This window comes from Mesorhizobium sp. RCC_202 (assembly GCF_041355295.1).
In the GTDB taxonomy this organism is placed as follows: Bacteria; Pseudomonadota; Alphaproteobacteria; order Rhizobiales; family Rhizobiaceae; genus Mesorhizobium.
On the sequence record NZ_JBFUPO010000013.1, the window covers coordinates 68929 to 89625 of the forward strand.

The 20697-nt window shown below is 63.8% G+C and carries 22 protein-coding genes and 1 riboswitch; of the genes, 11 read left to right on the plus strand and 11 right to left on the minus strand.

Translation table 11 applies throughout. The features are described from left to right. Position 1: 1 nt before the first annotated feature. Entirely contained in the window at positions 2-769 is a 768-nt protein-coding gene (gloB, locus tag AB6802_RS25700) for a hydroxyacylglutathione hydrolase (protein WP_371013001.1), read from the minus strand. 98 nt (positions 770-867) lie between these two features. On the opposite strand from gloB, the gene AB6802_RS25705 reads away from it, so the two are divergent. Both AB6802_RS25705 and AB6802_RS25710 read left to right on the plus strand, forming a co-directional pair. Then, the gene (locus tag AB6802_RS25705; protein WP_371013002.1) at positions 868-1644 is read left to right on the plus strand and encodes a class I SAM-dependent methyltransferase; all 777 of its coding nucleotides are present in this window, start codon (positions 868-870) and stop codon (positions 1642-1644) included. Between the two features lie 107 nt (positions 1645-1751). Next, complete coding sequence (locus tag AB6802_RS25710; RefSeq protein WP_371013003.1) at positions 1752-3590, plus strand: ABC transporter ATP-binding protein/permease; 1839 nt, start codon at positions 1752-1754, stop codon at positions 3588-3590. A 92-nt stretch (positions 3591-3682) separates the two neighbouring features. On the opposite strand, the gene AB6802_RS25715 is transcribed toward AB6802_RS25710, so the two are convergent. After that, the gene (locus AB6802_RS25715) at positions 3683-4612 is read right to left on the minus strand and encodes a glycosyltransferase family 2 protein (RefSeq protein ID WP_371013004.1); all 930 of its coding nucleotides are present in this window, start codon (positions 4610-4612) and stop codon (positions 3683-3685) included. 310 nt (positions 4613-4922) lie between these two features. Here AB6802_RS25715 and AB6802_RS25720 point away from each other — a divergent pair, with 310 nt between their 5' ends. After that, on the plus strand, positions 4923-5243 hold the full coding sequence (locus AB6802_RS25720; RefSeq protein ID WP_371013005.1) for a DUF1330 domain-containing protein: 321 nt from the start codon (positions 4923-4925) through the stop codon (positions 5241-5243). A 31-nt stretch (positions 5244-5274) separates the two neighbouring features. Here AB6802_RS25720 and metW read toward each other — a convergent pair whose 3' ends face one another. Together metW and AB6802_RS25730 are read right to left on the minus strand one after the other, a co-directional pair. Next, on the minus strand, positions 5275-5889 hold the full coding sequence (gene metW / locus AB6802_RS25725; protein WP_371013006.1) for a methionine biosynthesis protein MetW: 615 nt from the start codon (positions 5887-5889) through the stop codon (positions 5275-5277). A 58-nt stretch (positions 5890-5947) separates the two neighbouring features. Continuing rightward, complete coding sequence (locus AB6802_RS25730; protein WP_371013007.1) at positions 5948-7117, minus strand: homoserine O-acetyltransferase; 1170 nt, start codon at positions 7115-7117, stop codon at positions 5948-5950. 92 nt (positions 7118-7209) lie between these two features. Beyond that, a riboswitch (SAM riboswitch) is annotated at positions 7210-7287 on the minus strand. A 131-nt stretch (positions 7288-7418) separates the two neighbouring features. Here AB6802_RS25730 and hisC point away from each other — a divergent pair. Further along, a complete protein-coding gene (hisC, locus tag AB6802_RS25735) occupies positions 7419-8522 on the plus strand; it encodes a histidinol-phosphate transaminase (protein ID WP_371013008.1) in 1104 nt (367 codons plus the stop codon). A 6-nt stretch (positions 8523-8528) separates the two neighbouring features. Then, a complete protein-coding gene (locus AB6802_RS25740; RefSeq protein ID WP_371013009.1) occupies positions 8529-9464 on the plus strand; it encodes a prephenate/arogenate dehydrogenase family protein in 936 nt (311 codons plus the stop codon). Between the two features lie 119 nt (positions 9465-9583). On the opposite strand, the gene AB6802_RS25745 is transcribed toward AB6802_RS25740, so the two are convergent. Both AB6802_RS25745 and AB6802_RS25750 read right to left on the minus strand, forming a co-directional pair. Continuing rightward, complete coding sequence (locus tag AB6802_RS25745) at positions 9584-10525, minus strand: sugar kinase (RefSeq protein ID WP_371013010.1); 942 nt, start codon at positions 10523-10525, stop codon at positions 9584-9586. A 65-nt stretch (positions 10526-10590) separates the two neighbouring features. Next, the gene (locus AB6802_RS25750) at positions 10591-11589 is read right to left on the minus strand and encodes a DUF2125 domain-containing protein (protein ID WP_371013011.1); all 999 of its coding nucleotides are present in this window, start codon (positions 11587-11589) and stop codon (positions 10591-10593) included. Positions 11590-11701: 112 nt separating this feature from the next. On the opposite strand from AB6802_RS25750, the gene AB6802_RS25755 reads away from it, so the two are divergent. The 3 genes from AB6802_RS25755 (at position 11702) to AB6802_RS25765 (ending at position 13996) form a co-directional block, all read left to right on the plus strand. Further along, positions 11702-12223 carry a gamma-glutamylcyclotransferase gene (locus AB6802_RS25755; protein ID WP_371013012.1) on the plus strand — a complete coding sequence of 174 codons (522 nt, stop codon included), beginning with the start codon at positions 11702-11704 and terminating at the stop codon, positions 12221-12223. 116 nt (positions 12224-12339) lie between these two features. After that, positions 12340-13287 (plus strand): aldo/keto reductase, encoded by a 948-nt coding sequence (locus AB6802_RS25760; RefSeq protein ID WP_371013013.1) that lies wholly within the window; start codon positions 12340-12342, stop codon positions 13285-13287. An 88-nt stretch (positions 13288-13375) separates the two neighbouring features. Further along, positions 13376-13996, plus strand: a complete 621-nt coding sequence (locus tag AB6802_RS25765; protein ID WP_371013014.1) for a LysE family translocator — start codon at positions 13376-13378, stop codon at positions 13994-13996. 3 nt (positions 13997-13999) lie between these two features. Here AB6802_RS25765 and AB6802_RS25770 read toward each other — a convergent pair whose 3' ends face one another. Both AB6802_RS25770 and AB6802_RS25775 read right to left on the minus strand, forming a co-directional pair. Further along, on the minus strand, positions 14000-14791 hold the full coding sequence (locus AB6802_RS25770; RefSeq protein WP_371013015.1) for a lysophospholipid acyltransferase family protein: 792 nt from the start codon (positions 14789-14791) through the stop codon (positions 14000-14002). 79 nt (positions 14792-14870) lie between these two features. Continuing rightward, a complete protein-coding gene (locus AB6802_RS25775; protein ID WP_371013016.1) occupies positions 14871-15773 on the minus strand; it encodes a LysR substrate-binding domain-containing protein in 903 nt (300 codons plus the stop codon). Positions 15774-15874: 101 nt separating this feature from the next. Between AB6802_RS25775 and AB6802_RS25780 the strand changes: the two genes are divergently transcribed. After that, positions 15875-16504: a pyridoxamine 5'-phosphate oxidase family protein gene (locus AB6802_RS25780; protein ID WP_371013017.1), complete on the plus strand. Its 630-nt coding sequence runs from the start codon at positions 15875-15877 to the stop codon at positions 16502-16504. Here the strand turns inward: AB6802_RS25780 and AB6802_RS25785 are convergent. The 3 genes from AB6802_RS25785 to ftsE all read right to left on the minus strand — a co-directional run bounded on the left by AB6802_RS25785 (position 16501) and on the right by ftsE (position 19028). Next, positions 16501-17226: a YdcF family protein gene (locus AB6802_RS25785; RefSeq protein WP_371013018.1), complete on the minus strand. Its 726-nt coding sequence runs from the start codon at positions 17224-17226 to the stop codon at positions 16501-16503. The two genes, AB6802_RS25780 and AB6802_RS25785, sit on opposite strands and share 4 nt — an antisense overlap. Before the next feature lie 157 nt (positions 17227-17383). Then, on the minus strand, positions 17384-18376 hold the full coding sequence (locus tag AB6802_RS25790; RefSeq protein WP_371013073.1) for a cell division protein FtsX: 993 nt from the start codon (positions 18374-18376) through the stop codon (positions 17384-17386). After that, entirely contained in the window at positions 18369-19028 is a 660-nt protein-coding gene (gene ftsE / locus AB6802_RS25795; protein WP_371013019.1) for a cell division ATP-binding protein FtsE, read from the minus strand. The genes AB6802_RS25790 and ftsE overlap by 8 nt, the downstream gene beginning before the upstream one ends. Positions 19029-19313: 285 nt before the next feature. On the opposite strand from ftsE, the gene AB6802_RS25800 reads away from it, so the two are divergent. Then, complete coding sequence (locus AB6802_RS25800; RefSeq protein ID WP_371013020.1) at positions 19314-19955, plus strand: hypothetical protein; 642 nt, start codon at positions 19314-19316, stop codon at positions 19953-19955. A gap of 184 nt (positions 19956-20139) precedes the next feature. After that, positions 20140-20682 carry a hypoxanthine phosphoribosyltransferase gene (hpt, locus tag AB6802_RS25805; RefSeq protein ID WP_371013021.1) on the plus strand — a complete coding sequence of 181 codons (543 nt, stop codon included), beginning with the start codon at positions 20140-20142 and terminating at the stop codon, positions 20680-20682. The last annotated feature ends 15 nt before the right edge of the window (positions 20683-20697 follow it).

Sequence of the window (20697 nt, forward strand, 5' to 3'; positions counted from 1 at the left end):
CTCAAAAGTTGTCTTTGCGCTTGCGAATCTCGGCGAACACCTCGGCATCGGAGGCTTTCTCCATGCCGAGATGCTTGCGGATCGCCGGATCGTGCCAGCGCAGGAACGGATTGGTCGACAGTTCCTCGCCGATCGTCGTCGGCAGCGTCGGCTTGTTGTCGGCGCGCAGCGCTTCGATTTTCGCCAGACGCTGCTTCAGCAGTGGGTTGCCCGGGTCGACCGTCACCGCGAAGCGCGCATTGGCCAACGTGTATTCGTGGCCGCAATAGATGATGGTCTCGGCCGGAAGTGCCGCCAGTTTCTTCAAGGACTCGTACATCACCGGCGGCTTGCATTCGAACAGCCGGCCGCAGCCCAGCGCAAACAGCGTGTCGGCGGTGAAGGCCACTTTCGATGCGGGCAGATGATAGGAAACATGGCCGGCAGTGTGGCCGGGGGTCTCGATGACCTCGATCGTCTCCTCGCCGAGGCGCACGACCGACCCTTGGCCGACGGTCTCGTCGATGCCCGGGATCTTTGCTTTCTCGGCCTCCGGGCCGATGATGCGCAGCTTGAAGCGTTCCTTCAGCGCCAGATTGGCTTCGACATGGTCGGCATGGTGATGCGTGGTCAGGATCATTGTCGGCGTCCAGCCGGTACGCTTGATGGCAGCCAGGATCGGCGCTTCTTCCGGCGCGTCGATGATTGCCGTCTGACCGCTTTTGGGGTCGCGCACCAGCACGCCGAAATTGTCGGTGCGGCACATGAATTGCTCGATTTCGACGGACACGGCATATCTCCTCTGATCGCCGCAGACATAGGGCGCTTGGCCGCCGATGTCATCGGCCTTTGTTGAACTTGGAAGGCATCGCAGCTACCGTCCCGCGCATGCATTCGGATATCGTCGATCTGCGCTCTTTCTACTCAACCACGCTCGGACGTCTGGCCGAGCGCGCGATCAGCATGGCGCTGTCGTCGATATGGGCGACCGTCCCCAACGAGCGGCTGGTCGGGCTTGGCTATACATTGCCGTGGCTGGAGCGCTTCGGCACCGATGCCGAGCGCGTGTTTGCCTTCATGCCGGCGACGCAAGGCGCGGTGGTGTGGCCGGCAACGGGGCCGACAGCGACCGCGCTGGTCTTCGACGAGGAGCTGCCGCTGGTCGATTCCTGCATCGACCGCGTGCTGCTCGTGCATTCGCTCGAACACGCGGAAAATCCGCGCGAAACCTTGAACGAGATCTGGCGCGTCTTGTCACCGGCGGGGCGCGTGGTCATCGTCGTGCCCAACCGGCGCGGCGTCTGGGCGCGTTTCGAGCACACACCGTTCGGCAATGGCCGACCATTCTCGCGCGGCCAGCTCACCGAATTGCTGCGCGAGGCCAATTTCACGCCCGCCGCGTGGTGCGACGCGCTGTTTTTTCCGCCGTCGCCACGGCGCTTCATGATGCGGTTCCACAATGTGCTGGAAAAGGCCGGCAGGCGGTTCTGGCCGATCTTTTCCGGCGTCATCGTCGTCGAGGCGCAGAAGCGGCTTTACCAGGGCGTGCCGGTGGCCCAACGCGCCTCGCGCCGCGTCTTCGTGCCGGTCTTCTCGCCGCAGGGCGCAACACGGCTCGGCCGCCAGGTGGCTGAGGCTCCGCCAGGCCCGGTGACGCGTTCGTGATCGCGGCCGCGCCTTGCGCCACAGGCCAATCATCACCCTATCTCAGGGCAAAGGTCGAAGCGCGGTATCGGCGTTGAGGACCGCTCCCGAAAGCATGGATTTCCCGTATGGCTGATGAAGCAGATCATAAGCCCGGCACTGAGCAGGCCGCCGTCTCGGTCGAGGCCAGCAGCCTGCGTGACCAGATGGTGACGATCAGGCATGGGCTGGTGGTATCGCCGGTTCGCAAGTGGCTGGCCTGGACGTCGATCGGCATTGTCGGTGTCATCGTCGCGACATCGGTCGGCCAGGTGCTGCTCAACAGCTGGAACCAGCCTTTCTACGATGCGCTGGCGCGTCGCGACATGACGGCCTTCCTGCACCAGCTTATGGTCTTTGCGATGATCGCCGGCGGGCTGCTGGTGCTCAACATCGGCCAGACCTGGCTCAACCAGATGTTCCGGCTGAAGCTGCGCGAAGCGCTGACGCTCGACCTGATCGACCAGTGGATGCGGCCGGCGCGCGCCTTCCGGCTGGCCAATGCCGGCGCCATCGGCGTCAATCCCGACCAGCGCATGCAGCAGGACGCAGCGCATCTGTCCGACCTGTCGACCGACCTTGGCGTCGGCCTGCTGCAGTCATTCATCCTGCTCGTTTCCTTCGTCGGCGTGCTTTGGCAATTGTCGTCCGGCTTCGTCTTCCACGTTGGCGGCTATTCACTGGCGATACCGGGCTACATGGTGTGGGCGGCGTTCATCTATGCCGGCATAGCCTCGTGGCTGAGCTGGCTGGTCGGGCGCCCGCTGATCAGGCTCAACAGCGATCGCTACACCCGCGAGGCCGAGCTGCGCTCGTCGATGGTGCGCGTCAACGAGAATGTCGATGCGATCGCGCTCTACCATGGCGAAGCCGATGCCAAGCGGCGGCTCGAAATCGACCTTGGCACGGTGCTGGGTGCCATGCGGCGCATCTTCACCGCCCAGATCAATCTGTCCTGGGTGACCGATACCTACGGCTGGATCACCGTCGTGGCGCCGATCCTGGTTGCCTCTCCGGTTTACTTCGCGGGCGATATCAGTTTCGGCGGGCTGATGATGGCGGTCGGCGCCTTCAACCAGGTGCATTCGTCCCTGCGCTGGTTCGTCAACAACATCGGCAGCATCGCGGACTGGCGCGCCACACTGATGCGTGTCGCCGATTTCCGCATCGCGCTCGGCGAAACCGATGTGCTGCACGACAAGGAAAAGCGCATCGAATTCGGCGACAACGCCAATGGCAGCCTGACTTTCGAAACGCTCCAAGTGGCCTCGCCGCAAGGCTGCACCAAGCTGGCGGACAGCCACGTCGAAATCCATCCCGGCGAGCGTGTCATGATCACCGGCGAGCCGGGCGCCGGGAAGACATTGTTCTTTCGTGCCATCGCCGGCCTGTGGCCGTGGGGCAAAGGGCGGATCGGCCTGCCGGCAGGCGAAACCCCGATCTTCGTGCCGCGCGTGCCGTATTTCCCGGCGGGAACATTGCGCGAGGTGCTTCATCCGAATGGAGCAGGGCCTGCCAGCGATGCCGATTTCCAGGCGGTGCTTGCCGAGGTAGGCCTCGAGCGGCTGGCATCGTCGCTCGACCATCCGGGCCGCTGGGAGCGCGAACTCAGCGATGACGAGCAGCGTTCGCTGGCCTTCGCCAGGCTCGCCTTGCGCAAGCCGAAATGGGTGATCATCGACGAGGCGCTGGATGCGTTCGACGGCCCGTCGCTGCGACGCGTGCTGTCGATGATGGAAAAGCGTCTGGCGGGCACCGCGATCCTCAACATCGGCCGTGGGCTGCACAACAGCCAGTTCTTCCCCCGCTCGCTCACCATCGTCAAGGACAGCGGCGCCTCACCGCTCAAGCCGGCACGGGTTCGGGCGGGCGCGATCGAACCGCCGCCGCACGTGACACGCCGCAAGAAAGAAGTCGCCAAGGCCTAAAGCGCGTCGCGCTGAAACGGATTCAGACGACGCGCTCTAACTCTTTGTTTTGACGCAATTCCGGAATCGCCTTTCCTGGAATTGGTCCCGGCTCAGGCTGGTCGAGCGCCGTATTTGGCGCGGAATTCGCCACGGCAATCGCGACGCCAGCGGCGGCCGGCGACATAGCCGCGCAGCAGTTGCCCCACCGAATAGCCGAGCGCCTTGGACGACCGGTTGGCGTGATAGCCCGAAAATGCCGCCGGCAACCTGCCCTTGAGGACATCGGCGATGATCTGACGCGTGATCATGTAAGGCGGCACATCGGGATAGCGGTCGGCAATATAGGGGTGCTTGTCGATCAGGTTGGCATAGGCCTCGACATAGCCGTTACGGCGCCGGGAGATCGAATTCTCGGAATGGTATTTCTTCCAGTCGATAACTTCGGACAGCATGGCGCCGCCACGCTGGGAAAAACGCAGCAGCAATTCGAGGTCCTGCATGCGCGCGACGTCGCTGTCATAGCCGCCGATCGCAAGCAGCGATTCATGACGCGCGGTGATCGCCGAGCCGGCGATGAACATGGTCTGTGAAACCAAAGCGCGCTGCAGCGTGCCCTTGTCCAGAAAGCCCTCGCGATTGATGCATTTGGTGCTGTGGCCGCCCTTCACCGACAGGAAGGAGCTGATCAACACCTCGAGCGATGGGTTCCGATCGAACTGCGCCAGCGTCCGCTCCAGACGGTCCGGCAGATAGACGTCGTCCGAATCGAGGAAGGTCACCACCGGCGCCCGCGCCCGCTCGATACCGGCATTGCGCGCGGCATTGGCGCCGCGCCATTTGGCGCCGACATAGATCAGCCTTGGATCGCGAATTTCGGCCAGCGCGGCGGCCGTGGCATCGGTCGAGCCATCGTCGACCACAATGTGCTCAAAGCGGGTAAGTGTCTGGGCCAGAACACTTTCCACCGCGCGCACAACCTGGCTGCGCCGGTTGTGTGTCGGCGTGATGACTGTGATCAGCGGAACCGCTTCGGTCGGCATCTGGCTTGGTTAGGTCCCGGCTCGGCGAATTGCCCGAAGGATCTGCTGTGGTTCGTTATGCATGTTCCCCCCCAAATTGTCCGAAGACGCTAACAAGAAGCAGGTGTCGCTGTCACGTTGATGTGTATTGGCGGGAGGCGGTTTTTCTTCGGCCGCGCTGCGAAAGCAACACCGTCGGCGGCCCGCGATCTCGCCAATCCCCGCTTCGTCTCCCCGAAATGATGACTTCGGAGGTAATCGACGGGAATACCTCGATCTTGCAACCTGCTCCCATCAAGCCGGAGGTCGGCTTCCAATGAAGGAGTAGATGATGACCGCTTACGCCGTTGCCCACATGCGCGATGTCACGCCCGGTCCCTGGATGACCGAATATCTGGAAAAGATCGATGCCTCGCTGGCGCCTTTCGGCGGCCGCTTTCTCGTGCATGGCGGCGAGGTCGACGTCGTCGAGAACGATTGGTCGGGGCATCTCATCGTGATCGAATTCCCGGACCGGCAGCATGTGCGGGACTGGTATGGTTCGCCGGCCTACCAGGCGATCCTTTCGTTGCGCACCGGCAATTCGAACTCCGACGTGATCTTCGTTGACGGCGTCGAGCATCCGCACAAGGCTACGGATGTGCTTGGCTGACAGCCCATGCATGAGGAATTCACGCCGCAAGCTAACGCTTCAGCAAAAACACCGCCTGCTGCCCGAAGAAATTCCAGAACCACCAGGGCATCGACAAGCCGATCTTCTGGCCGGCGGCGTCGAGCGCGGTTGCCTTCTCGACCGTCGCGCCAAGCTCCTCGCACAGATTGACGAAGTCGCGGATGGTGCAGAAGTGGATATTGGGGGTGTCGTACCAGGAATAGGGCAGGTCCTTGGTGACCGGCATCCTGCCCTTGACCAGTAGCGAGAAGCGCACGCGCCAGTGGCCGAAATTGGGGAAGGAGACGATGGCGCGGTTGCCGATCCTGAGCAATTCGTCGAGCACGATCTTCGGGTTGCGGGTCGCCTGCATGGTCTGCGACAGCACGACGAAATCGAAGCCCTTGTCGGGATAGAATTTCAGGTCGGTGTCGGCGTCGCCCTGGATGACCGAGAGGCCGCGCGCCACACATTCGTTGACGCCACGCTGCGACAGTTCGAGCCCACGGCCGTCGACCTGCTTGGTCTCCTGCAGCAGTTCCAAAAGCAGACCGTCGCCCGAGCCGACATCGAGGACACGCGAGTTTGGCGGGATCAGATCGGTGACGACCTCGAGATCGACACGCTGGGCGCGGTTGACGCTCATGACTTCGCCTCCTGCCTGGCGCATGATCCCGGTCCGAAAAGTCTGCAACTTTTCGGGGTCATGCGCTGAGTCCCCTCGCGCGGGCGGCCGAGGCGATGAAGCCGTTGATCGCCGCGAACAGTTCCGGCTCGTCGAGCAGGAAGGCGTCGTGGCCGCGATCGGTCTCGATCTCGACGAAGGAGACGGAGGCGCCGGCGGCGTTGAGCGCATGCACGACCGAGCGGCTCTCCTCGGTCGGGAACAGCCAGTCGCTGGTGAAGGAGACCAGGCAGAAGCGCGTCTTGGTGCCGGCGAAGGCATCGGCCAGGCGTCCGCCATGGTCGGCGGCGAGGTCGAAATAGTCCATCGCGCGGGTCAAATAGAGATAGGAGTTGGCGTCGAAGCGATCGACGAAGGTCATGCCCTGGTGGCGCAGATAGCTTTCGATCTGGAAATCGGCGTCGAAGCCGAAGGTCAGCGCCTCGCGGTCCTGCAGGTTGCGGCCGAATTTGCGGTGCAGCGCCGCTTCCGACAGGTAAGTGATATGGGCGGCCATGCGGGCGACAGCGAGCCCTTTTTCAGGGCGCTTGCCCAAATCGAGATATTTGCCGCCGTGCCAGTCCGGATCGGCCATCACGGCCTGCCTGCCGACTTCGTGGAAGGCGATGTTTTGCGAGGAATGACGGGCGCCGGTGGCGATCGGCAGCGCGCAGAAGACGCGCTCGGAATGGCTGGCGGCCCATTCCAGCACCTGCATGCCGCCCATCGAGCCGCCGAGCACGCAAAACAGCTTTTCGATGCCGAAATGGTCGACCAGCATCGCCTGCGCGCGCACCATGTCGCGGATGGTGATGATCGGCAGCTCGAGCCCGTAAGGCTTGCCGGTCTTCGGGTTGGTCGAGGCGGGACCGGTCGAACCGAGACAGCCGCCGATGACATTGGAGCAAATGACGAAGAAGCGGTTGGTATCGATGATCTTGCCGGGGCCGATCAGCACTTCCCACCAGCCCGGCTTGCCGGTTACCGGATTGGTGCTGGCGACATGCTGGTCGCCGGTCAGCGCATGGCAGACCAGGATCGCGTTGGAGCGGGCATCGTTGAGCGTGCCATAGGTCTGGTAGGCGATTTGGAACGGCGACAGCAGCGTGCCAGCGTCGAGCTTCAGCGGCCTGTCGGGGCCGAACTGCAGCAGCGGGCTCGACGGATGGTCGGCCTCGTCATTGGTTCGTGCAGCGCGCTGAGCGGCCATTGCAGTCCTCATCCATGCCGCATCGATCTTGCCCGATGCGGTGTCCGGGCCGACGGACAACAAAAAACCGGCCTGCCTTCGCAAAGCCGGTTTACAGGTTGCAAACGGCCCTTTAGCGAATTGTTTAACGTGGCTGCAAGCCGACCGGCCAAATCACCACGGAAGTGTTGCTGCTGTTCTAGAACCAGCGCCGCGCTTCGTCAACGGCAAGGCTGCGCGCCCTAAGCGCTGGCACTCGACATTCCGCGCCATGGCCTGTATTTCCGCTGCGGCCTCAAGGCCTTCTCGACGGATTTGTGACATGAAGCAGGATCAGCCACGTCCGACGCCCCGCGCGGGCATCATGGACATCGAGGCCTACGTGCCCGGCAAGAGCACGGCGCCGGCCGGGGTAACGAAGGTCTACAAACTGTCGTCGAACGAGAACCCGCTCGGGCCCTCGCCGAAGGCGATCGAGGCGGCGCGGGACGTGGCTGCCAAGTTGGATGTCTATCCCGACGGTTCGGCCCGCCGGTTGCGCGAAGCGATCGCCGAGGTGCATGGCCTCAACCCGGCAAACATCATCTGCTCCAACGGCTCAGACGAGATCCTGGGGCTGTTGGCGCAAACCTATCTTTCGCCCGGCGACGAGGCCGTGTTCACCGAGCACGCCTTCATGGTCTACAAGATCTACATCCAGGCGGCAGGCGCCAGGCCGGTCACTGTCAAGGAAACCGAGGAGCGCGCCGATGTCGACGCAATCCTGGCGGCTGTGACGCCCGCGACGCGGATCGTGTTCCTCGCCAACCCCAACAATCCGACCGGCACGTACCTGCCGTTCAGTGAGGTACGCCGCCTGCATGCCGGCCTGCCGAAGAACGTGCTTCTGGTGCTGGATGCCGCCTATGCAGAGTATGTCCGCCGCAACGACTACGAAGCCGGCATCGAGCTTGCCGGAAGCGCTGAGAACGTGGTGATGACGCGCACCTTCTCCAAGCTCGGCCTTGGCGGCGCCCGGGTCGGCTGGATGTACGGACCGGCGCATATCGTGGATGCGATCAACCGCATTCGCGGTCCGTTCAACGTCAATGCCACCGCCATCGAGGCCGGCATCGCTTCGATCCGCGACCGCGCCCATGTCGAGCGTAGTGTGCTGCACAACGAGACATGGCTGACCTGGCTCGGCGAGGAACTGACGAAACTCGGCCTCAGGGTGACGCCCAGCGTCGGCAATTTCCTGCTGATCCACTTCCCCGACGACAAGAAGCACTCCGCGGCGGCCGCCGACGACTATCTCAGCCAGCGCGGCTATATCCTGCGCCGCGTCACCGGCTACGGCTTTCCCAACGCGCTGCGCATGAGCGTCGGCACCGAGGAGGCCAATCGCGGCGTCGTCGATGCGCTGACGATTTTCCTGAAAAGCTAAAACACCATGGCATCACCGATGTTCGAGAAAATAGCGCTGGTCGGCATCGGCCTGATCGGGTCGTCGCTGGCCCGCGTCATCCGCCGCGAGGGGCTGGCCTGCCATATCGCCATCGCGACGCGCAGCGCATCGACGCTCAAGCGCGCCGAGGAACTCGGTCTCGGCGATTCCTACACGACGGATGCCAGGGAAGCGGTGCGCGACGCCGACCTGATCATCGTCTCGGTGCCGGTCGGGTCATCCGGCGACGTCGCCGCGGAAATCGCCCCGGTGCTGAAGCAGGGCGCCATCCTCACCGATGTCGGCTCGACCAAGGCCTCCGTGATCGCGCAGATGCAGCCGCATGTGCCGGCGGGCGTGCATTTCATTCCAGGACACCCGCTGGCGGGCACGGAGAAATCCGGACCGGACGCCGGCTTCGCCGACCTCTTCGACAATCGCTGGTGCATCTTCACGCCGATGCCGGGCACCGACCCCGCGGCACTCGAGAAGCTGTCGGAGTTCTGGCGGCGCTGCGGCTCCAACATCGACACCATGGATCCGCAGCATCACGACATGACCTTGGCTATCGTCTCGCACCTGCCGCATATCATCGCCTACAACATCGTCGGCACGGCGGACGACCTTGAGGCGGTGACCAAGAGCGAAGTCATCAAATATTCCGCCTCCGGTTTTCGCGATTTCACCCGACTGGCGGCCTCCGATCCGACCATGTGGCGGGACGTGTGCCTGCACAACAAGGATGCGATCCTGGAGATGCTGGCGCGTTTCTCGGAAGATTTGGCCTCATTGCAGCGGGCAATCCGCTGGGGGGATGGCGAGAAACTGTTCGACCTGTTCACCCGCACCCGCGCCGTCCGCCGCTCGATCATCGAGGCCGGCCAGGATATCGACGTGCCGGACTTCGGCCGTCAGGCGGTAGAACACCCTAAAGGGAGCTGATATTCAGGTGAGGCCGGCCTGCAAATGGCGGGCTCCTGCGCTTCCGGTGCTCACGTACTTAAGTACGTTTCGCTCCGGTTCTCGGAGCCCACCATTTTCGACTCGGCCTGACCTGAATCTCAGCTCCCTTTTCCGTGCTGGGGTGGCCAGTGCGCCGCCATCATGGCAAGCGTCTCCGTCCGGTCCGGCGCGCCGAGGCGGCCGCCGAAGCGCAGGCATTTGAGCGCGGCGGCGGCGCTGGCGAAGCGCAGCGCTTCCTCCATGGGCATGGCCTCGGCAAGGCCGACGGCGAAGGCGCCATGGAAGACGTCGCCAGCGGCGAGCGTGTCCACCGCCTTGACTTTCGGCGCCTCGACATGGCGTACGCCGCCGCTCGTGCGATCATGCCACCAGGTTCCGGCGGCGCCACCGGTCACCGCCACGAAGGCATCGGTGCGCGAGGCTAGATCGGCACAAGCGCTTTGCGGATCGAGCGCGTGGCCGCAGACGATGCGGGCGGCGGGCTCGGAGGCAATAATGTGCGAGGCCAGGGGCAACAGCCGCTCCAGCACCTCGACCGGCGCGGTATCGGCGTCGAGGATCGCCGGGCGGCCGGCATTGCGCGCAGCGGTCAAGGCAAGTGCCGCGGCGCCCGGCCAGCGGACGTCGACCAGCACGGCGTCGAAAGCGGACAGGTCGGCGAGAGGCAATTTTTCGGGATCGGCATGCGTCTTTTTGTCGTAAAACGGAACGATGACGCGCTCGCCATGTGCATCGACCAGGACCGCGGCCAGCGCCGAGCGGGCGCCGGCTACGCGGCGGATGAGGCTGCAGTCGATGCCTTCGTCCCGGATGCCGGCGATCAGCTGGTCACCGACCAGATCGTCGCCGGCGCTTGCCCAAAGCGAGACGTCGGCGCCGAGACGATGCGCGGCGCAGGCCGCGCTCGTCGCCATGCCGGAAGCGATCTGGACTCCGTCGCTGGCGATGAATTTGCCCTGATGAGCGGGAAGCGCATCGACGCGCAGGATCGTGTCGAGGGTGAAGGCGCCGACGCTGAGCAGTCTGACCGGTCGGGCCATGGCGTCAATTTTCTTTGCCGGCATGGTCTTGCCCGAAAACCGGTTCCCACTTTTCGGGACCATGCCTAGTCCACCGGCTTGATCTTGCCCAGCGGAATGAACCCCAGCGAAGCCTTGCCCTTGGTTATTTTCAGCGGCAAGGACGGCTCCTTGCCAAGCATGGCAATGGCCGCAAATCCCTGCTCGATTTCGCTCTTGTGCTCCGGCATGGCGCCGCCAAGGATGGCCGCCACCGCCTTGGGGTCCTTGAGCTTGATCGTCAGATTTGCATCGACCAGGCCTTCGGCATCGACGGAGATCGGCCCCGACACGGTGATGCGCGCCGTTCCGGATGACAGGTCGAGCTTGGCGATATCGACCGACTGGCCGCGCAGGCTTTTCGGCGGCACGGCAACCAGCGCAACGCCGTTCTTCAGCGTGGCCTCGCCGCTGCCATCCAGCGCCGGCAGCACGCGCCCGCCGATCGCATCCGCATTGATCTCCAGATCGCCGAAGCTGCCGACATATTTCACATCCTGGCCCACCGGCTGTAGCTCGCCGGCCGCCTTGCCGGCACTGAACAATTGCACGGGATCCGTATCGTCTTGCGGGTCGGTCTGACCGGACAGCCCATCGGCCCGCAGCGAAACGCTGCTCGGCAATGGCCACCACATTTTGACGTTTGCCTGTAACTGGTCCCAATCGATGAAAAGCGGCGGCGTGCCGGGCGCCATCGTCCGCAGCGGGCCGCGCAGGTCGGCGACGGGCGACAAGGGCGAGCTGATATCGGCAACAGCGTTGAAGCTGCCGGTGGAGGCGGCGACTTTCCTGCCATCGTCCTCATAGGCGATGTTGTCGCAGGAGACCGTGAAGCTCATCGGATAGCCGCTGACGGTGAGGTTGGCGCAGCCGGCGACGATGCCACTGGCCTGGAGCTTTGCCGAAGCCTGGTTGGCTTCGGTCTTGAGCCGGTCGGCCAGATAGAACCAGCCCCCGCTGTAGATGGCGAACAGCACGACGATGAACGCCACGAGCCAGAGCAGCCGGCGGCGGGGTTTGGATGGTCGCTCGTCCCTTGACGTCATGCTGCGGCTCTCGTTAACCCCTCATGTGACGACTTCATTCTCACGCACTCGCGGGAACAGAAACACACCTACCGGCGCTGTCGTCACTCGAAATGCAATCAGGCTTGGCGATATGGGCGATTTTTGGGTTTTTGGCTATGGGTCGCTGATCTGGCGGCCGGGTTTCGCCCATATCGAGACGCGACGCGCCCGGCTCTACGGCTATCGCCGCTCGCTTTGCGTCTATTCCTTCGTGCATCGCGGCACGCGTGAGCGGCCGGGACTGGTGCTCGGCCTCGACCGCGGCGGCTCCTGCATCGGCCTTGCCTACCGCGTGCCGGCCAATCTGCGCGGCGAGGTGCTCTCCTACCTGCGCGAACGCGAACTGGTGACCAGCGTCTATCTCGAACGCATGCTCGATGTCCGGCTGGATGACGGCGGCGTGGTCGAGGCAGTCGCCTACATCGTTGATCGCCAGCACGTGCAATATGCCGGCGCGCTCGACGCCGTTGAGGCGGCAAAAGTCGTGCGCGGCGCCGTAGGCCGGTCCGGCAACAATGAAGATTACGTGCTGAGCACGCTCGAGCACCTCGAGGCGCTCGGCATCCGCGATCATTGGCTGGAGGAAGTCGGCCGGCAGGTGGCACCTTCGTGAAGCTCTGGTCCGATCAAAAAGCAAAACCATGCCTTTGACCTCGGCCAGCCACGACCTAGCTTAGCGGCAACCCATCCCCGGGCGTCGCGCCCGTTCCAGCATCATGGAGATCAGCCTTGCAGAAACGCCGCCTCGGTCGCACCGACCTTTCCATCGCGCCGCTGGTCCTTGGCGGCAATGTCTTCGGCTGGACCGCCGACGAGAAGACCTCCTTCGATCTGCTCGACCGCTTTGTCGGAGCCGGCTTCAACGCCATCGACACGGCCGATGCCTATTCGCGCTGGGTTCCCGGCAACAAGGGCGGCGAATCGGAAACCATCATCGGCAACTGGATGAAGAGCCGCGGCAACCGCGACAAGGTGGTGGTCATCACCAAGGTCGGCTCGGACATGGGTCAGGGCAAGAAGGACCTTTCCGCCGCCTATATCGAAAAGGCGGTCGACGCATCTCTGAGGCGGCTGCAGGTCGATGTCATCGACCTTTACCTGTCGCACTGGCCGGATCCGGCCACGCCTTACGAGGAAACGCTCGGCGCCTATCAGCGCCTGCTCGAAAAGGGCAAGATCCGCTATCCCGGCTGCTCAAATCTCGATGCCGGCCAGTTGCGCGCCGCACTCGACGTCGCCAGCCTGCGCAGCCTGCCGCGCTACGAGGTGCTGCAGCCCGAATACAATTTGTACGATCGTTCGTCGCTGGACGGCCCGTTGCTCGACCTCTGCAAGGCGCAGGACCTCGGCGTCATCACCTATTTCAGCCTGGCCAAGGGTTTTCTCAGCGGCAAATACCGCGGCAAGGCCGATCTCGGCCAGAGTCAGCGCGGCGAAGACGTTGCCGAATATCTCAACGAGCGCGGCATGCGCATCCTGTCGGCGCTCGATGCCATCGCCGAGCGCCACTCGGCCAAGCAGGCGGAAGTGGCGCTGGCCTGGATCATCGCGCGTCCAGGCGTCACCGCGCCGATCGCCAGCGCGACGACGCCGGCCCAGATGGACAGTCTGATCCGCGCCGCGTCGCTGAAGCTTTCCAGTGATGATATCGGAGCGCTCGACCGGGCCAGCGCCTGACGAAGTGAGTCGATCGCGCACAATCGTCCAAGACCGTCGCGACGATTGCCCTTAGTCCTACCGCATAGAGGCAGGAACGGGGTGCGGCATGGCAGCAGGAGTATTGTCCGAGGCGCAGCCCTGGCAGCAATTGCTGGCGCTCATCGTGGCGGCGACCGTCGTCATGGGCAGTCCGGGGCCATCGACCATCAGTGTCACCGCTGTCGGAGCAGCGTTCGGCCTGCGCTCCTCGCTGGGTTACGCGTCGGGGCTGGTGCTCGGGACGGTCGCCGTGCTGCTGGTGGTGGCGGCCGGCATTGTCGGGGTGCTTGCATCGATGCCTGCGATGGCCACCGTGCTCACGATCCTCTCGGCGGCCTACATCCTTTATCTTGCTTTCAAGATAGCGACGGCGTCGCCACTGGCCGAGAGCGGAAAGCAAGCGACACACCCGACCTTTGCCGGCGGCTTCATGCTCGCCGTCGCCAATCCGAAGGCCTATGTGGCGATTGCCGCCGTCTTTGCCGGGGCTTCGTCGCAAGCCGAGGCGCTGGGCGGGCCCGCCAAGCTCTTGGTGCTCGTAGTGATGATCGTTGTCATCCATGCGGCATGGCTGCTCGCTGGGACGGGCTTTGCGCGGTTTCTGCGCCATCCCGTGGCGTCGCGGATCATCAATCTGATCTTCGCGGCAACACTGGTGCTGACGACCGCCTGGGCGGCGCTGCCATAAGACTCAGGCCTTCGCCGCGCCAAGCTCCGCCAACCGCTTTGCCGCCGTCGGCGGCATGGGCGGCGGGTTGGGCCCCTGCGCGGCCTCGACAAGCATCTGATCGCAGGCGGCCTCGGTCTCACCGACCAGCCGCCGCATGAATTCTTCCTTGTCGAGGCCAGGTGGGATCGGCGGCAGGAAGCGGGCCTTGATGGTGCCGGGGTAGCGCAAGAACTTGCGGCGCGGCCAGTAGAGGCCGGCGACATGGGCAACCGGAACCACGGGTACGCCCAATTGCGCATAAATCTCGACGATGCCGTATTTGTAAGATGGCTCCGCACCTGGCGGACGGCGGGTACCCTCCGGATAGATGATGAGCTGGCGTGGATTGCGCGCCATCTCCTCCTTGGTGGCGTTGACGACGGCCTTCAGCGCCTTCGAGCGGCTGCCGCGATCGACCGGGATCATGCGCATCTTCATGATGTACCAGCCGAAGAACGGGATCCAGGTTAGCTCGCGCTTGAGGATGTAGAGCGGGTCCTCGAGATAGGGATAGAAGGCGATCGCATCCCAGAAGGACTGGTGCTTCGGCGCCAGGATGAAGGAGCCTTCGGGCAGGTTCTCGATCCCGGTGATGTCGTTCTTGGTGAGCGCCATCTTGTCGTAAAGCCACATCGAGGTGCGCGACCAGAATTTCGGCACGAACCAGGCGCGGTGGCGCGGCGACAGGAAATAGTAGGGCGTCCAGACGATCATCTGGACGATCAGGTTGACATAGAACACGAAGTTGAAGGCAAGCGAACGGAGAGTGAGCATACGGGGGCCCGATGGTGAGTTTGCGTTGGTTACACCAAGCAGGCGCAAAAAGGAAACGTCGCCGAGGTCTAACGCCGGGCTACAGCAACCGCGCCAGCCGTTCCTTCAGGCGCGGCGCGGCGAAGTCGAGGAAGGCGCGCAGCTTCACCGGCAATCGCCCCTGGCCCGCATGCACCAGGCTGACCGGCCAGGGCGGCGGCTCGAACGGCTCCAGCACCACTTGCAGCGCTCCGGCGCGCACGGAGGCATCGGCCTGATAAGACAGCACTCTGGTCAGGCCCAGGCCGGCCATCGCGGCGTCGATCGCCGCTTCGGCGGTGTTGACCTGCAGCCGCGAGCGGACAGGCACCACGATTTCCGACTTGCCCGCACCGAAGTTCCATGTAGCCGGAGACGCAAGCCCTTCGGAGGTGACGCAGTCGTGGCCGGCTAGGTCCTGCGGCCTTGCCGGCACGCCGCGCCCGGCAAGATAGGCCGGGTTCGCGCAGACGATGCGGCGGATCGAACCGACGCGCATTGCGACCATCGCCGATACCGGCAATTCGCCGATGCGCAGCGCAAGATCGATATGCTCCTCGACCAGCTGGGTGAGCCGGTCGGACAAAGTGAGGCGGATATCCACCTCGGGATAGGCGGCAAGGAAGTCGGTGACAACGGGCAGCACATGCAGGCGGCCGAAGACGACCGGCGCGGTGATGACCAGTTCGCCGGTGGGGTTCAGATACTCGCCGGCAGCGGCGCGCTCGGCCTCGCCGACATCGTCAAGGATACGGCGGCAGGCGGCGAGATAGGACTGGCCGGCGTCGGTCAGGCTCAGGCGTCGCGTCGAACGGTTGAGCAGGCGCGTCTTCAGATGCTTCTCCAGTTCAGAGAGCCTGCGGCTGACGGTCGCCAACGGCATGCCGGCGCGTCGCGCGGCGGCCGATAGGCTGCCGGCCTCCACCGTGGCGACGAACAGGGACATGGCGTCGAGACGATCCATTATTCTTCCGAAATCTGGAAGGATGAGTTGCAAATATGCGCTCTACATCCGTTTTTCGGAAGAGGTTATTTGATCGGCGAGCCTGCACGAGGAGCGCCGCCATGAATGCCTTCACCAGCGATGTCGCCTTCACGCCGACCGTCAAGGCGATCCAGACTCGCAAGGGATCGCGCGACTCCTATTCGCGCGTCCAGCAGCGTGGCGGCTGGCGCGCGACGATCACGCCGGATGTCGCCGCCTTCATCGAGGCGCAGACCAGCGTCTTCCTGGCGACGGCCAATGCCGACGGACAGCCCTACATCCAGCATAGGGGTGGCCCTGCAGGATTCCTCAAGGTGCTCGACGAGCACACGATCGGCTTTGCCGATTTCTCCGGCAACCGGCAGTTCATCACGCAGGGCAATCTGCAAGATAACGACCAGGCCTTCCTGTTCCTGATCGATTACATGATGCGGCAGCGCATCAAGATCTGGGGCAAGGCGCGTGTCGTCGAGAACGATCCGGAGCAGACGGCAAGGCTGATGCCGGAGAACTACAAGGCGCGGCCGGAGCAGACGATCCTGTTCACCGTCTCAGCCTGGGATGCCAATTGCCCACAGCATATCCCGCAGCGTTTCGAGGCGGCCGATGTCGCGGCAGCACTTGCCGAACGCGATCGGCGCATCGCAAGCCTCGAGCAGGAGGTCGCTCGCCTGCGGGGTAGTGTCGGTAAGGCTGCCGGTGAGGTTTAGTTCTTTACTGAAGAAGCTTCCGCCAGTGTGACGCCTTCGGCGCCAGGCCGCAGCGGCAGAAAGCCGCGCGCCAACGACAGCACATATTTGCTGTATTCGGTGACCAGCACGCGCAACGCTTCCGGCTTGGTCAGCCAGCCGCCATTGCCGAGATTGGTGTTGACCACCGGATAGGGCTCGATCCGCGCGCCGTGCAGCAGCCGGCTCATTTCAAGCAGGCTGCGCGGCATGTGGTAATTGTTGGTGACGATGATGATGCTGCCATAAGCGTGGCTTTCGACCCATTTGGCGCTCTCCTCGGCATTGCCGATGGTGTCGAGCGCGGCACGGTCGATGTCGACGCAGCAGGAGAACAGCTGCTTGTCACCGCCCATCGCCACCTGCAGCTGGTGGCGGCTGGCCGAGGGATGGACGCCGCTGATCAGCAGCCGCTTGCCCTTGCCGGATGCCAAAAGGTCCATCGCCGCGTCCAGCCGCGACTGGCCGCCGGTCAGCACGATGATGGCGTCGGCCTTGGCCGGGTCGACCGGGGTCGCCATGTGGCTCACCTTGTCGGCAAACCATCCGAAGCCGCCGGCAAACAGTACCAGTATGACGAGGACGACAAATCCGCAGAAACGCAGCGCAAGCCTCAAACGGCCGGTCGTGGCCGGAGTGGCGGCGCGCGCAAGCACCGTCGGCATCCGTCCAGCTGTCCCGGTCTGCTCCCGCGCGTCCATCATCCTATGGTTAATCCTGAAATGCGGCCGTTGATAGGTGAGACAGCGCACTTTGCGTTACGGCATTTGCCGAGTGTGTGATTGCTGTCTTGCCTCAGCATTACGCATCCAAAGCCGAGTTCGTATTTTTCCGCAGCGCGTGTCGGAATTGCAGGCATCTTCAGCCTCCGTCCGGCTGCCGGACGTCGATGTCGCTGAGATAGGCGACGACGGTCACGTGCGAGGTTGCCGCCGTCAGCACGCCGATCACCACGACCATCAGACCGACGCCGAGATAGCCGGCGGAGCCGATGGCGAAATTGCCGAACAGCGCGGTCGCCTGGTCGGCCTGCGGCGTTGCCATGTTGCGCGACGACCACCAGGAAAAGACGATGAAGACGGCGATCGCCAGCGCTCCGCCGGCGGCAGCGCCCTTCATGCCGGTGACCAGGAAATGCCAGCGGAATTCGCGCGCGATGAAGCGGGCCTCGGCGCCGACGAAATGCAGCACTTCGATGATATGACCGTTGCCGGCCATGGCGCCGCGCGTGGCGAACACCACCGTCAGCACGGTTGCCGACAGCATCAACGCCAGCACCGCGACGCCGATGGTCACCGTCGTATGCGCCATGGCCACCAGACGGTCGACCCAGGTGCGGTGATCGTCGAGCGAGGCACTTGGGATTTTCGGCGTGATCGCGGCACGGATCGCGGCAAAATCGGGTGGGCTGGCCTCGTCGATGGTGACGATGATCAGGCGCGGCACCGGCAGCTCGTCGATGTTGAGACCACTGCCCAGCCAAGGCTCCAGAAGCCGGGCGGTTGCGTCTCGATCGATGATCTTGGTGCCCTTCACGCCGGGGAATTCACCGGCGATCTGCGAGGCCTGGGCAAGGGCCGCTTCCATGTCGAGGCCGTCGGCCGGCTTGATCTGGATGGTCGCCTCGCGCGAGATCTGGTTTTCCCAGACCGATGCGGTGTCGCGCACCAGCGTCACGGCGCCAAAGGTCAGGCAGGACAGGAAGGTCATGATGGCGATGACCAGGACAAGCGCGCGGCCGGCAATGTTCTGCGCCGGCACGATCGGCGCCATCTTGCGCTGGACGCGGCGGACAGTGGTCGTGGTTTCGACGGCGTCCTCTTCATGCAGGTGATCGGCCGGAAGGTCAGTCATAGACATCCAGCCTTCCACCGGCGAGAATCATGCGCCGCGCATCGACCTGCTCCATGAGCCCGAGGTCGTGCGTGGCGATCACCACTGCGGTGCCGAGACGGTTGAGCTCGATGAAGAGCCTGAGCAGCCGGCGTGCCAGGGGCGGGTCGACATTGCCGGTCGGCTCGTCGGCCAGCAAGATTTCCGGCTGTTCGATCAGCGCGCGCGCAATCGCGGCGCGCTGCTTCTCGCCGCCGGACAGCACCGGCGGCAGCACATGCATGCGGTCGCCCAGCCCAACCCATTTCAGAAGCTCGGTGACGTCGGTTCGGTAGCTTGCCTCCTCGCGCCCGCGCACGCGCAGGGGCAGGGCGACATTCTCATAGGTCGTCATATGGTCGAGCAGGCGGAAATCCTGGAACACGACGCCGATGCGGCGTCTGAGATGCGGCAGTTCGCTGCGCGAGATGCGGGAGCGATCCTTGCCGAAAATGGTGATCAGGCCGCGCGTCGGTTTCAACGACATGAAAAGCAGGCGCAGCAATGTCGTCTTGCCGGCGCCGGAGGGGCCGCTCAGGAACTGGAAGGAGCGCTCCGGAATGTGCAAGGAGATGTCGCGGAGGATTTCCGGACCCATGCCATAGCGGAGGCCGACATTTTCGAAGCGGATCACGTTCGGCGACCTGAAACTCTCGGCGGCGACGCGCCACAATCTAATTCTAGAGCGTTCCACCGTTTCATGGAAACGGCGAACCGCTCTATCTCTGTGCCTTTCCCGCAATTCCGGACGGAAAACCGTTTCACACTTTTCCTGGAATTGCTCTAACAGACCATCGGCCGGCATGGTTAACCGGCGGTTAATTTCGGGGCATTAACGCCTCCTTAAAACCGTTACGGTGGGGAAGCGTTAACCATTTGCGTTTACGCAAAAGAAACGAAGACTGAACTGGTGCCGTTAATGGCTGACGACAGAACCGCGCGCCCCGTTTCCGGCGAAATCATGACCGGCGCGGCAGCGAAGGCCACGTCCGAGCGCGTCGTGCTCGATGCCCCGGCCGATGTCGTCGATGCCGACTATGTCGTGCTGCCGCGTTTTGACGCGCGTCCCGGACCAGTGCCGACGATCTCGCCACCACCGTCCTCGACGCCGCCGATCGAAGGCATGGGCATGCTGCGCAGGCCGGAGCCGGCACCGTCGCGCTCCTCACGCGGCGGCCCAATGTTCTGGATCGCCGGGATCGCCATAGCGTTGGTGTCGTTCTGGGTAGCGGGCGGCCATGCCTTGGTGCGGCAGGGCCCGTTCCTGGCGAATGCCGGGCCGACCAGCGCGCTCACCATTTCCGGCGTGACATCGCGCATCGATGCATCGGGATTGAAGCCGTTGCTGTTCGTCGACGGCGAGGCGGCGAACGACGGAGCTGGGCCAGAGATGCTGCCGCCGCTCGAAATCCGCGTCACCGACAACAACAGCAATATCATCCGCTACAGGCTGGGGACATCCAACCGCTCACTGGCGCCAGGCGAAAGATTTGGCTTTTCCAGCCGCCTCGATGTGCCTAAAGACGGCGTCAGAACGGTCGCAGTCATCTTCGCCGGCTAGGTGTGGCGATCTTCAGGTGAGGCCGGTCTGCAAATGGCGGTTTCCTGCGCTTCCGGTGCTCACGTACTTTAAGTACGCTCCGCTCCGGTTCTCGGAAGCCACCATTTTCGACTCGGCCTGACCTGAATCTCAACACACCTGACACGATGGGCGTTGCAGGCGACTAATTTGAGGAAGCAGATACATGCCAGTTGTGCGCGGCAAGGACATCGAGGTCCTGTTTTCGGCGTCGGCGATCGCACGCCGCAATCTCGAGCTCGCCAAGGAAATCGCCGGGCGCGACTATCACGATCTTCTGGTGATCTCGATCCTGAAGGGCTCGTTCGTCTTTGCCGCCGATCTCATCCGCGCCATGCACGATGTCGGCCTGTCGCCGGAGGTCGAGTTCATCTTCATCTCCAGCTACGGCGCCGGCACGACAAGCGGCGAGGTCAGGGTGCTGCGCGACATCGACAATGAGGTCGCCGGCCGCGACGTGCTGTTGATCGACGACATACTGGAATCCGGCAAGACGCTTTCCTACACCCGCGAGCTGATGCTGTCGCGTGGCGCAAAGAGCTGCGCCATCGCCGTGTTGCTCGACAAGCGCATGCGTCGCCAGACCGAGCTCCACGCCGACTATGTCGGCTTCGACTGTCCCGATTATTTCGTCGTCGGTTACGGCATGGATGTCGCCCATGCGTTTCGCGAGTTGCCATTTGTCGGTGTCGTGAAGGGCGACGCCTGATGCATGTCGCCCAGA

What these genes read in the sequence shown, in the direction of transcription:
- AB6802_RS25705 (WP_371013002.1), top strand. Translation starts at nt 868, where the DNA reads ATGCATTCGGATATCGTCGATCTGCGCTCTTTCTACTCAACCACGCTC.
- AB6802_RS25710 (WP_371013003.1), top strand. Translation starts at nt 1,752, where the DNA reads ATGGCTGATGAAGCAGATCATAAGCCCGGCACTGAGCAGGCCGCCGTC.
- AB6802_RS25715 (WP_371013004.1), bottom strand. Translation starts at nt 4,612, where the DNA reads ATGCCGACCGAAGCGGTTCCGCTGATCACAGTCATCACGCCGACACAC.
- AB6802_RS25720 (WP_371013005.1), top strand. Translation starts at nt 4,923, where the DNA reads ATGACCGCTTACGCCGTTGCCCACATGCGCGATGTCACGCCCGGTCCC.
- metW (WP_371013006.1), bottom strand. Translation starts at nt 5,889, where the DNA reads ATGAGCGTCAACCGCGCCCAGCGTGTCGATCTCGAGGTCGTCACCGAT.
- AB6802_RS25730 (WP_371013007.1), bottom strand. Translation starts at nt 7,117, where the DNA reads ATGGCCGCTCAGCGCGCTGCACGAACCAATGACGAGGCCGACCATCCG.
- hisC (WP_371013008.1), top strand. Translation starts at nt 7,419, where the DNA reads ATGAAGCAGGATCAGCCACGTCCGACGCCCCGCGCGGGCATCATGGAC.
- AB6802_RS25740 (WP_371013009.1), top strand. Translation starts at nt 8,529, where the DNA reads ATGGCATCACCGATGTTCGAGAAAATAGCGCTGGTCGGCATCGGCCTG.
- AB6802_RS25745 (WP_371013010.1), bottom strand. Translation starts at nt 10,525, where the DNA reads ATGGCCCGACCGGTCAGACTGCTCAGCGTCGGCGCCTTCACCCTCGAC.
- AB6802_RS25750 (WP_371013011.1), bottom strand. Translation starts at nt 11,589, where the DNA reads ATGACGTCAAGGGACGAGCGACCATCCAAACCCCGCCGCCGGCTGCTC.
- AB6802_RS25755 (WP_371013012.1), top strand. Translation starts at nt 11,702, where the DNA reads ATGGGCGATTTTTGGGTTTTTGGCTATGGGTCGCTGATCTGGCGGCCG.
- AB6802_RS25765 (WP_371013014.1), top strand. Translation starts at nt 13,376, where the DNA reads ATGGCAGCAGGAGTATTGTCCGAGGCGCAGCCCTGGCAGCAATTGCTG.
- AB6802_RS25770 (WP_371013015.1), bottom strand. Translation starts at nt 14,791, where the DNA reads ATGCTCACTCTCCGTTCGCTTGCCTTCAACTTCGTGTTCTATGTCAAC.
- AB6802_RS25775 (WP_371013016.1), bottom strand. Translation starts at nt 15,773, where the DNA reads ATGGATCGTCTCGACGCCATGTCCCTGTTCGTCGCCACGGTGGAGGCC.
- AB6802_RS25780 (WP_371013017.1), top strand. Translation starts at nt 15,875, where the DNA reads ATGAATGCCTTCACCAGCGATGTCGCCTTCACGCCGACCGTCAAGGCG.
- AB6802_RS25785 (WP_371013018.1), bottom strand. Translation starts at nt 17,226, where the DNA reads ATGATGGACGCGCGGGAGCAGACCGGGACAGCTGGACGGATGCCGACG.
- AB6802_RS25790 (WP_371013073.1), bottom strand. Translation starts at nt 18,376, where the DNA reads ATGACTGACCTTCCGGCCGATCACCTGCATGAAGAGGACGCCGTCGAA.
- AB6802_RS25800 (WP_371013020.1), top strand. Translation starts at nt 19,314, where the DNA reads ATGGCTGACGACAGAACCGCGCGCCCCGTTTCCGGCGAAATCATGACC.
- hpt (WP_371013021.1), top strand. Translation starts at nt 20,140, where the DNA reads ATGCCAGTTGTGCGCGGCAAGGACATCGAGGTCCTGTTTTCGGCGTCG.